This window comes from Pseudomonas sp. GD04058, from assembly GCF_029836855.1.
Taxonomy (GTDB): Bacteria; Pseudomonadota; Gammaproteobacteria; order Pseudomonadales; family Pseudomonadaceae; genus Aquipseudomonas; species Aquipseudomonas bharatica.
In genome coordinates this window covers 165,331-175,701 of the sequence record NZ_JAOECN010000011.1, presented here as the reverse complement: position 1 = coordinate 175,701, position 10,371 = coordinate 165,331, and the positions used below count along the sequence as shown (strand labels likewise).

Sequence of the window (10,371 nt, the reverse complement as noted above, 5' to 3'; positions counted from 1 at the left end):
GATTGCGGTGGTGGATCCACCATCGCTATCGCTGGCAAGCCAGCTCCCACAGGGTCCGCGTCGCGCACTGGATTTACGTGTGCTCCACTTGCGTGTCGATCAGAACGCCAACTTATACCCAATCAAGAACAACATCCCCGCCAGGCAAGGCCGCAACACCGCATCCGAAATCTTCCCGGTCAGATGGCTGCCGATATAGATCCCCGGCAACGACCCCAGCAGCAGATACCCCAGCAGCGACCAGTCCATGTTGCCCATGCTCGCATGCCCCAACCCAGCGACCAGGGTCAGCGGTACGGCGTGAGCGATCTCGGTGCCGACCAGGCGCCGGGTGACCAGGAACGGGTACAGCAGGAACAGCGCCACGGTCCCCAGGGCGCCGGCGCCGATGGAGGTCAGCGAAACCATCACGCCCAGCACTACACCCGTGATCACGGTCAGGGTGTTGAGCGTGCGCCCGCTCAGGTGATAACGGTCGCCGGCATGCTTGTTGGCAAAGGCCTGGAGCCGGGATTTGAAGAGGATCGCCAGCGCCGTGAGGATCAGCACCACCGCCAGGCCCTGCTTGATGATGGCGTTGAGCGCGGCGGTGTCGGTGTTCAAGGTGCTGAGGAACCACAGGGTCGCCGCTGCCGCAGGCACGCTGCCCAGGGCCAGCCAGCCGGTGATGGCCCAGTCGATGTTTTTCTGCTTGCCATGGACCCAGACGCCACTGGCCTTGGTGATGGCGGCGTAGAGCAGGTCGGTGCCGACCGCGGTAGCAGGGTTGATGCCGAACCAGAGGAGGATCGGGGTCATCAGCGAACCGCCGCCGACGCCGGTCATGCCGACGATGAAACCTACAACCAGACCTGCAATGGTGAAACCAAACGAACCAACATCCATACGTTACCTGACACGCTCTAGATCGACGGGGCGGGCGCAGCATAACGGATGTTTTTATGCCCAAATATATTTGTATCGAATTAGCTTATAACCGATATCGATTCGACCTATGCATTGAAGTCGTCTCGGGTATGTGTCAGATGCATTTTTTGTTGCTCTTGAGGGCCTCATCGCTGGCAAGCCAGCTCCCACAGGGTTAGCGGTGTGGGAGCTGGCTTGCCAGCGATGAGGCCCTGGAGAACACTGCAAATCCCGGGCTTTTTACGAAATCTTTATGCGCCAAGGCCTACGCCAATCTCGTCCCTTTACGCCCCTGCGCCAGAGAATTTCCCTACGCGGCAGCCGCCGCCGAACGGAGATTTCTCATGAGCATTCTGGACGGGGTGTCACTGCTGCTGGCAGTGGCGTTGTTGGTGTACCTGATGGTCGCGCTGCTGCGCGCCGATCGCGGCTAGGGAGCGGCCATGCACAGTTACGATTACGCATTGCTCCTGGCCTTCTTCGCCCTGGTGCTGCTGCCGGCACCCTGGCTCGGGCGCTTCTACTACAAGGTGATGGAGGGCCAGCGCACCTGGCTGAGCCCGGTGCTCGGCCCGGTAGAACGAGGCTGCTACCGCATCGCCGGGGTCGATACCCGGCAGGAACAGAACTGGAAGCAGTACGCCCTGGCCTTGCTGGTCTTCAACCTGGCCGGCTTCCTGTTGCTCTTCGCCGTGCTGCGCCTGCAGGCCTACCTGCCGCTGAACCCGCAACACCTGCCCGGCCAGGAATGGTCGTTGGCGTTCAATACTGCGGTCAGCTTCATGACCAACACCAACTGGCAGTCCTATAGCGGCGAAGCCTCGCTCAGTTACCTGAGCCAGATGCTCGGCCTGACCGTGCAGAACTTCGTCAGCGCCGCCACCGGCCTGGCCGTGCTGGTCGCGCTATGCCGCGGTATCGCCCGGCGCAGCGCCGGCACCCTGGGCAACTTCTGGGTGGACATGACCCGCGCCACCCTCTATGGCCTGCTGCCGCTGTGCCTGGTGCTGGCGCTGATCCTGGTGTGGCAGGGCGTGCCGCAGACCTTCAGCGATTACGTGCATGCGGTCACCCTGCAAGGCGCCGACCAGGTGATTCCCCTCGGCCCGGCCGCCAGCCAGATCGCCATCAAGCAACTGGGCACCAACGGCGGCGGCTTCTTCGGCGTCAACTCGGCCCACCCGTTCGAGAACCCGACGGCCTGGTCGAACCTGTTCGAAGTGGTGTCGATCATCCTGATCCCGGTGGCCCTGGTCTTCACCTTCGGCCATTACGTCAAGGACATGCGCCAAAGCCGGGCGATCATCGCCGGCATGCTCGCCCTGTTCCTGGTCGGCGGCGCCACCGCGCTGTGGGCCGAGTACCAGCCCAACCCGGCGCTGAGCAATCCGCAGGTCGAGCAAAGCGCGCCCCTGGAAGGCAAGGAAAGCCGCTTCGGCACCACCGGCAGCGTGCTCTGGACGGTGACCACCACCGCCGCCTCCAACGGCTCGGTCAATGCCATGCACGACAGCCTCAACCCGCTGACCGGCATGGTCGCGCTGGTCAACATGATGGTCGGCGAGGTGATTTTCGGCGGCGTCGGTGCCGGGCTCTACGGCATGCTGCTGAACGTGCTGATCGCGGTGTTCCTCGCCGGCCTGATGATCGGCCGCACCCCCGAATACCTCGGCAAGAAGCTCCAGGCGCGGGAGGTGCAACTGCTGGTGGCGACCCTGCTGGTGATGCCGGTCGGCGTGCTGATCCTCGGCGCCCTGGCCACCGCGTTGCCCGGGCCGGCCGCAAGCATCAGCAACCCCGGCGCCCATGGGTTCAGCCAGTTGCTCTATGCCTACACCTCGGCCAGCGCCAACAACGGTTCGGCCTTCGCCGGCCTGGGCGCCAACACCACCTTCCATAACCTGATGACCGGCCTTGGCATGTTGATCGGGCGCTTCGGCTACATCCTCCCGGTCCTTGCCCTGGCCGGCAGCCTGGCGCTGAAGAAGACCGCCCCGGTAGGGCAGGCCAGCTTCCCCACCCATGGTCCGCTGTTCGTCACCCTGCTGGTGGTCACCATCCTGCTGGTCGGTGGCCTGACCTTCCTCCCGGCGCTGGCCCTGGGCCCGATCGCCGAACACCTGAGCCTGGCCTTGCAAGGAGTCACCCCATGAACATGCCGCTTCGCGATGTGAAAACGGCACCAGCCAGCACCGCACAAACGTCCTTCGCCGCCCTGTGGCGGCCGGCGCTGGTGCAAGCGTTCGTCAAGCTCGACCCGCGCCAGCTCAAGCGCGCCCCGGTGATGCTGGTGGTGGAACTGACCGCGATCTTCACCACGCTGCTGTGCCTGCTGCCCGATAACCAGGTGCCGATCGGCGTGGCGCTGCAGATCGCCCTGTGGCTGTGGTTCACCGTGCTCTTCGCCAACTTTGCCGAAGCCCTGGCCGAGGGCCGTGGCAAGGCCCGTGCCGATAGCCTCAAGGCCGGCAGCCAGGGCCTGACCGCACGCCGTCGCACGGCGTCCGGCAGCTTCGAAGTGGTCGCCGCCACCGTCCTGCGCAAGGGCGATGTGGTGCGGGTCGAAGCCGGCGAGATGATCCCCGGCGACGGCGAGGTGATCGAAGGCATCGCTGCGGTCAACGAGGCGGCGATTACCGGTGAATCCGCGCCGGTGATCCGCGAGTCCGGTGGCGATCGCTCGGCGGTGACCGGCAGTACCCGCCTGGTCTCCGACTGGCTGCTGGTGCGCATCAGCAGCAACCCCGGCGAGTCGACCCTTGACCGCATGATCGCCCTGGTGGAAGGCGCCAAGCGCCAGAAAACCCCCAACGAGATCGCCCTGGATATCCTGCTGATCGGCCTGACCCTGATCTTCCTGATCGTGGTGGTGACCCTGCAGCCGTTCGCCCACTTCGCCGGCGGGGCGATCCCCACGGTGTTCCTCGTGGCGCTGCTGGTGACGCTGATCCCCACCACCATCGGCGGCCTGCTCTCGGCCATCGGCATCGCCGGCATGGACCGCCTGGTGCGCCTCAATGTGATCGCCCGTTCCGGCCGCGCCGTGGAAGCGGCGGGCGATGTGCACGTGCTGATGCTCGACAAGACCGGCACCATCACCTTCGGCAACCGCCGTTGCAGCGCGGTGTTCGCCGCACCGGGCATTACCGCCAAGGAGCTGGGCGAGGGTGCCTTGTACGCTTCACTGGCCGACGACACCGCCGAAGGCAAGTCCATAGTCGAATACCTGCGCCAGTTGCATGACTTCGTCGAGCCGGTCGCCGGGCAGTTCCAGCCAGTGGCCTTCAGTGCCGAAACCCGTCTCTCGGGGATCGACCTCGGGCCTCGTCGTTACCGCAAGGGTGCGGTGGATTCGGTGCTGGCCTTCGTCGGCATGCAGCGCCTCGACCTGCCGCCGGCCCTGGCCCGGGAAGTGGACAAGATCGCCCAGAGCGGCGGCACGCCGTTGCTGGTCTGCGTCGACAAGCGCCTGCTCGGCGTGATCCATCTCAAGGACGTGGTCAAGCCGGGGATCCGCGAGCGCTTCGCCGAACTGCGCAAGCTGGGCATCCGCACCGTGATGGTCACTGGCGACAACCCGCTGACCGCCGCCGCCATCGCTGCCGAGGCCGGTGTGGATGATGTGCTTGCCGAAGCCACGCCAGAGAAGAAGCTGGCGCGGATCCGCCAGGAACAGGACGAAGGCCGCCTGGTCGCCATGTGCGGGGACGGTGCCAACGACGCTCCGGCCCTGGCCCAGGCGGACGTCGGCATGGCCATGAACGACGGCACCCAGGCGGCCCGCGAGGCGGCCAACATGGTCGACCTCGACAGCGACCCGACCAAGCTGCTGGACGTGGTGCAGGTGGGCAAGGAACTGCTGGTGACCCGCGGTGCGCTGACCACCTTTTCCATCGCCAACGACGTGGCCAAGTATTTCGCCATCCTGCCGGCGCTGTTCGCCGCGATCTATCCGCAGCTTGGCGTGCTCAACCTGATGCAACTGGCCAGCCCGCAGAGCGCCATTGTCTCGGCGATCGTGTTCAACGCGCTGATCATCGTCGTGCTGATTCCCCTGGCGCTGCGCGGGGTACGGGTCAAGGCCGCCAGCGCCGCCCATCTGCTGCGCCGCAACCTGCTGATCTACGGGCTGGGCGGGCTGCTGGTGCCCTTCGCCGGGATCAAGCTGATCGACCTGCTGCTCAACGCCCTGCAACTGGTGTGAATTCGAGGACATGAACATGACGACCCATCTTCGCCCGGCCCTGAGCCTGCTGTTGCTGATGACCCTGGTGACCGGCGTGGTCTATCCGCTGGCGGTCACCGGCATCGCCCAGGTGGCCTTCCCCGAACAGGCCAATGGCAGCCTGCTGCGCGACGACCAGGGCCAGGTGCGCGGTTCGCGCCTGCTGGCCCAGCCGTTCAGCGGCGAGGCCTGGTTCCAGGCGCGGCCGTCGGCGGCGGACTACGCAACCGTGTCCAGCGGTGCGAGCAACCTGGCGCCGAGCAATCCGGCCCTGGCCAAGCGTATCGGCGACAGCGCCGGCATGCTGTTCAGCGCGGCGCAGGGGCCGGTGCCGCAGGCCCTGCTGACTACGTCCGGCAGCGGTCTCGATCCGCATCTGCCGCCCGAGGCGGTGGCCTATCAACTGGCCCGCGTGGCAGCGGCCCGACAAATCCCGCAGCAGGCATTGCAAGGACTGGTGGAGCAAGCCACCCTGCAACCTCTGGTCGGCCCGCCAGTGGTAAATATCCTCGCCCTGAACGCCGCCCTCGACCGCCTTGCGCCACTGCCGAAATAAGGACCTGATCCGACCATGAGTGATTCCCAGCGCGCCGATGCGTTGTTGGCCGAGCTGCCGCGCCAGGGGCGCGGCCGGCTCAAGGTGTTTCTCGGGGCGGCGCCGGGCGTGGGCAAGACCTACGCCATGCTCCAGGCCGCCCACGCCCGCCTGCGCCACGGCGTGCGGGTGCTGGCCGGGGTGGTGGAAACCCATGGCCGCAGCGAGACCGAGGCGCTGCTCGGGGGTATCGCCCAGCAGCCGTTGTTGCGCTCGGAGTACCGTGGCGTAACGCTCGAGGAAATGGACCTGGATGGCCTGCTCAAGGCTGTGCCCGAGCTGGCGCTGGTGGATGAACTGGCCCACAGCAATGCCCCCGGCAGCCGCCATGCCAAGCGCTGGCAGGACGTGCAGGAGCTGCTGGCGGCCGGGATCGACGTCTACACCACGGTCAACGTGCAGCATCTGGAAAGTCTCAACGACCATGTGCGCGGCATCACCGGCGTACAGGTACGCGAGACTCTGCCGGACTGGGTGCTGCAGGAAGCCTTCGAGCTGGTGCTGATCGACCTGCCGCCGCGGGAGCTGCTGGAGCGCCTGCGCGATGGCAAGGTCTATGTGCCGGAGCAGGCGCGGGCGGCGATCGATGCTTTCTTCACCCAGACCAACCTCACCGCCCTGCGCGAGCTGGCGATGCAGACGGCGGCGGCCCAGGTGGATGCCGACCTGGCCCACGGCTATCGCCGCCTCGGCCAGGACGCCCCGGCCCTGCGCGGGCGCCTGCTGGTCGGTGTGGATGGCGATGCCCAGGCCGAACGCCTGGTGCGCCATGCCAGCCGCGTGGCGCAGCGCCGCCACTTGCCATGGAGCCTGGTGCATGTGGACAACGGCAAGCTGCGCGACGAGACGGCCCGGCAGCGCCTGCAAGCGGCGCAGCAACTGGCCGAGCGCCTGGGCGGCGAGGTGGTGCTGCTGCGTGCCGGGGAAGTGGCGCGTACGCTGATCCAGCACGCTGGCGAGCGCCGTGCCAGCCTGGTGCTGGTCGGGCAGTCGCGTGATCGCCTGCGCCGACGCCTGTTCGGCGCCGGGGTCGCCACGCGCTTGCTGCGCGAATCCCATGGCCTGGAGATCAATGTCCTCGACCGTGACGAGCAGCCCGAGCCGGCGCGTGCAGTGCGTGCCGCTGACTGGGCCTGGCGCCACTACGCGCTGGCCGTGGCCGCGACCTTGCTTGCCAGCGGCCTGGCCTGGGCCGTAGCACGGGTCATGGACTTGCCGAACATCTCCCTGGTGTTCCTCGCCGCCGTGCTGCTGGTGGCGGTGCGCAGTAGCATCGGCCCGGCGCTGGCCTGCGCGGTGCTGTCGTTCCTCGCCTATGACTTCCTGTTCATTCCGCCGAACTTCTCCTTCGCCATCCAGCGTGAAGAGGATGTGCTGACCTCGCTGTTCTTCCTGTTGATGGCGGTGCTTACCGGCAATCTCGCCGCGCGGCAGCGTCGGCAATTGAAGGCCTTGCGCGAGACCCAGGAGCAGACCGGGCAACTGCTCGATCTGACCCGTCGGCTCACCGCCGCCACTGATCGCCAGGCGGTGTTCAGCGCCGCCGGCCAGCATCTGGAAAACTGGCCGCAGGTGCAGGCTTGTCTGCTTGAGCGCGATGCCGAAGGGCGCTTGCAGGTGGCCTTTGGTGGTGAACTGCAGTTCAGCGACAACGAACGCGCTGCCGCCGAATGGGCCTGGCAACACGAGCAGGAAGCGGGGCAGGGCAGCGACACCCTGCCCAACGGACGCTGGTGGTGGTGGCCGTTGTCGGTGGATGAGGGCCCGCTGGCCTTGCTGGGCGTGCGGGCCCGGGACGACGGGCAATTGCCGGCCCAGCGCCGGCGTTTGCTCAAGTCCCTGAGCCAGCCGCTGGCCCAGGCCCTGGCCCGGGCGAAACTGGCCGAGCAACTGGAGTCGGCGCGCCTGCACGGCGAAACCGAACAATTGCGCAGCGCCTTGCTCGCCTCGGTGTCCCACGACCTGCGCACTCCGCTCACCGCCATGCGCGGCAGCATCGACAGCCTGTTGGCCCTGGGCGATGCAATCCCGGCCGAGGATCGCCGTGAACTGCTGGAAGGCACCCGCGATGAAGCCGAGCGCCTGGACCGCTATATCCAGAACCTGCTGGACATGACCCGCCTTGGCCACGGCGGCCTCAAGCTGGCGCGGGACTGGGTGGCCCCGGCGGATATCGTCGGCAGTGCGCTGAACCGCCTGCGGGTGGTGCTGGCGCCCTTGCAGTTGCGCACCGAGGTGCCTGCCGAATTGCCGCTGCTGTATGTGCATGCGGCGCTGATCGAACAGGCGCTGATCAACGTGCTGGAGAATGCGGCGCGCTTCTCGCCGGCCGAGGGGCACCTGGAATTGCGCGTGACCGTCGAGGACGCGCAACTGTGCTTCGCCGTGGCGGACGAGGGGCCCGGCATCGCCGAGGCGGACCGCGAGCGCATCTTCGATATGTTCTACACCGCCGCCCGGGGTGATCGCGGCGGGCAGGGCACGGGGCTGGGCCTGGCGATCTGTCGCGGCATGGTCGGTGCCCATGGCGGGCATATTCGCGTCGAAGACGGCCTGGCTGGCCGCGGCACCTGCATCACTCTATGCTTGCCGCTTCCGGCCCAACCCCCACTGGACAGCGAAACCCCATGAGCCAGACCGCGACCGTGCTGGTCATCGACGACGAGCCGCAGATCCGCAAGTTCCTGCGCATCAGCCTGGCGTCCCAGGGCTACAAGGTGCTGGAGGCGGGTACCGGCGCCGAGGGCCTGCGCCATGCCGCCTTGTCGCGGCCGGACCTGGTGGTGCTCGACCTCGGGCTGCCGGACATGGATGGCCAGCAGGTACTGCGCGAGCTGCGCGAATGGAGCGCGGTGCCGGTGATGGTCTTGTCGGTGCGCGCCAGCGAAGCGCAGAAGGTCCAGGCGCTGGATGGCGGGGCCAACGACTACGTGACCAAGCCGTTCGGCATCCAGGAATTCCTGGCGCGGGTGCGCGCGTTGTTGCGCCAGGTGCCGCAGGCCACTGCGCCAGAGGCCGCGTTGAGCCTCGGGCCGTTGACGGTGGACCTGGCCTACCGCCGTGTGACCCTGGACGGCGCGGAAGTGGCGCTGACCCGCAAGGAATACGCGCTGCTGGCGCAACTGGCGCGGCATCCAGGGCGGGTAATCACCCAGCAACAGTTGCTCAAGGACATCTGGGGGCCGACCCATGTGGAGGACAGTCACTACCTGCGCATCGTGGTGGCGCATGTGCGGCAGAAACTCGGCGACGACCCGACGGCGCCGAGGTTCATTATCACCGAGCCGGGGGTGGGGTATCGGTTGATCGGGCAGGATTCCCTGTGATCTTTCGGGCCCTATCGCTGGCAAGCCAGCTCCCACAGGGGCTGCGGTGCATGCAGTTCCTGTGGGATTCCTGCTGTTCTTCTAGAGGTATTGCGTGCACCGCTGGACCTGTGGGAGCTGGCTTGCCAGCGATAGGGCCAGCTGCCAGCGGAAAATCCGGCTCTGTCAGCGTTTCTCCGCCTCATGGTTATCCAGCGTATCCCGCGCGATCTCCCGGCCCAGGGCGATCAGTTCCGGCGCCTTGTAGAACTCGAAGAACCGGCACACCCGCTTCGGCACGTTGACCAGCACATCCGGCGGATACCCGGCGATCTTGTACTGCGCCAGGGACGTCTGCATCACCTCGAAACTCTGGTTGATCAAGTCCAGCAATGACGCCGGCCCCACGTTGTCGACGATGAACGAGCCGGTCGCCGACTTTGGCGCACCATCGCTTTCCGGCGCCGCCGAAGGTTGCTGGGCCCTGGGGCTGGCAGCGTCGGCCAGCCACGGATTGGGCACCTCCACGGCCTCTGCTGCCAGTTCCTGTTCCAGTTCCTTCTCCAGCCCCAGCAACGCCTCCGCCTGCTTGCGCCGGAACGGCAGGTGCGAGCCCAGCGAGCTGATCAGGCTGTCGAAACGCAGCTTGAACGCCGCCGGCCGTTCTATCACCGGCAAGGTGTACTGCTTCTGGTTGGTGGCGTTGAGGTTGACGGCGACGATCAGGTCGCAATGACTGGACACCACCGGAATGATCGGCAGCGGATTGAGAATGCCGCCATCGACCAGCGTGCGGTTGCCCTGGACCACCGGGGTGAACAGGCTGGGGATCGCCGCCGAGGCGCGCATGGCCTGGTGCAGGCAGCCTTCCTGGAACCAGATTTCCTGCTGGTTGGTGAGGTCGGTGGCCACCGCCGTGTAGGGAATGCGCAACTGCTCGATGTTGATCTCGCCGACGATCTTGCGGATCTGCCCGAAGACCTTTTCCCCGCGGATGGCGCCAAGGCGGAAACTCACATCCACCAGGCGCAGGACATCCAGGTAATCGAGGCTTTCGATCCAGTTGCGGTATTCCTCCAGCTTGCCGGCGGCGTAGATCCCGCCGATCACCGCGCCCATGGAGCAGCCGGCGATGCAGGCGATCTCGTAGCCGCGCCGTTCCAGTTCTTCGATCACGCCGATATGCGCATACCCCCGGGCACCGCCCGAGCCCAATACCAGTGCCACGCGCTTCTTCATGCTGCGTCCCCCGTCATGTACGGTAACAATGCGCCTGTTCAACGCTTCGCTTCAATCACCGGCAGCGCTGGTCTACGCTGGTGATGGCACTTTTCCGTGGC

General features: G+C 66.5%; 8 protein-coding genes. 6 read left to right on the top strand and 2 right to left on the bottom strand.

Features of this window, described 5'->3' with window-relative positions; translation table 11 throughout:
* Positions 1 to 99: 99 nt before the first annotated feature.
* Positions 100 to 885 carry a sulfite exporter TauE/SafE family protein gene (locus tag N7650_RS12600; protein WP_279898465.1) on the bottom strand — a complete coding sequence of 262 codons (786 nt, stop codon included), beginning with the start codon at positions 883 to 885 and terminating at the stop codon, positions 100 to 102.
* 365 nt (positions 886 to 1,250) lie between these two features.
* Between N7650_RS12600 and kdpF the strand changes: the two genes are divergently transcribed.
* Genes kdpF through N7650_RS12570 form a run of 6 tightly spaced genes read left to right on the top strand, consistent with a single transcriptional unit; the run spans position 1,251 to position 9,052 of the window.
* Positions 1,251 to 1,340: a K(+)-transporting ATPase subunit F gene (kdpF, locus tag N7650_RS12595; RefSeq protein WP_037058438.1), complete on the top strand. Its 90-nt coding sequence runs from the start codon at positions 1,251 to 1,253 to the stop codon at positions 1,338 to 1,340.
* 9 nt (positions 1,341 to 1,349) lie between these two features.
* The gene (gene kdpA / locus N7650_RS12590) at positions 1,350 to 3,059 is read left to right on the top strand and encodes a potassium-transporting ATPase subunit KdpA (protein WP_279898463.1); all 1,710 of its coding nucleotides are present in this window, start codon (positions 1,350 to 1,352) and stop codon (positions 3,057 to 3,059) included.
* A complete protein-coding gene (gene kdpB / locus N7650_RS12585; RefSeq protein WP_279898461.1) occupies positions 3,056 to 5,110 on the top strand; it encodes a potassium-transporting ATPase subunit KdpB in 2,055 nt (684 codons plus the stop codon). Before kdpA ends, kdpB begins: the two co-directional genes overlap by 4 nt.
* A gap of 16 nt (positions 5,111 to 5,126) precedes the next feature.
* A complete protein-coding gene (gene kdpC / locus N7650_RS12580) occupies positions 5,127 to 5,687 on the top strand; it encodes a potassium-transporting ATPase subunit KdpC (protein ID WP_009394450.1) in 561 nt (186 codons plus the stop codon).
* Positions 5,688 to 5,702: 15 nt separating this feature from the next.
* Entirely contained in the window at positions 5,703 to 8,357 is a 2,655-nt protein-coding gene (locus tag N7650_RS12575) for a sensor histidine kinase KdpD (RefSeq protein WP_279898460.1), read from the top strand.
* Complete coding sequence (locus tag N7650_RS12570) at positions 8,354 to 9,052, top strand: response regulator (RefSeq protein WP_279898459.1); 699 nt, start codon at positions 8,354 to 8,356, stop codon at positions 9,050 to 9,052. The genes N7650_RS12575 and N7650_RS12570 overlap by 4 nt, the downstream gene beginning before the upstream one ends.
* A gap of 165 nt (positions 9,053 to 9,217) precedes the next feature.
* On the opposite strand, the gene N7650_RS12565 is transcribed toward N7650_RS12570, so the two are convergent.
* Positions 9,218 to 10,270 carry a patatin-like phospholipase family protein gene (locus N7650_RS12565; protein ID WP_009394457.1) on the bottom strand — a complete coding sequence of 351 codons (1,053 nt, stop codon included), beginning with the start codon at positions 10,268 to 10,270 and terminating at the stop codon, positions 9,218 to 9,220.
* Positions 10,271 to 10,371: the final 101 nt, after the last annotated feature.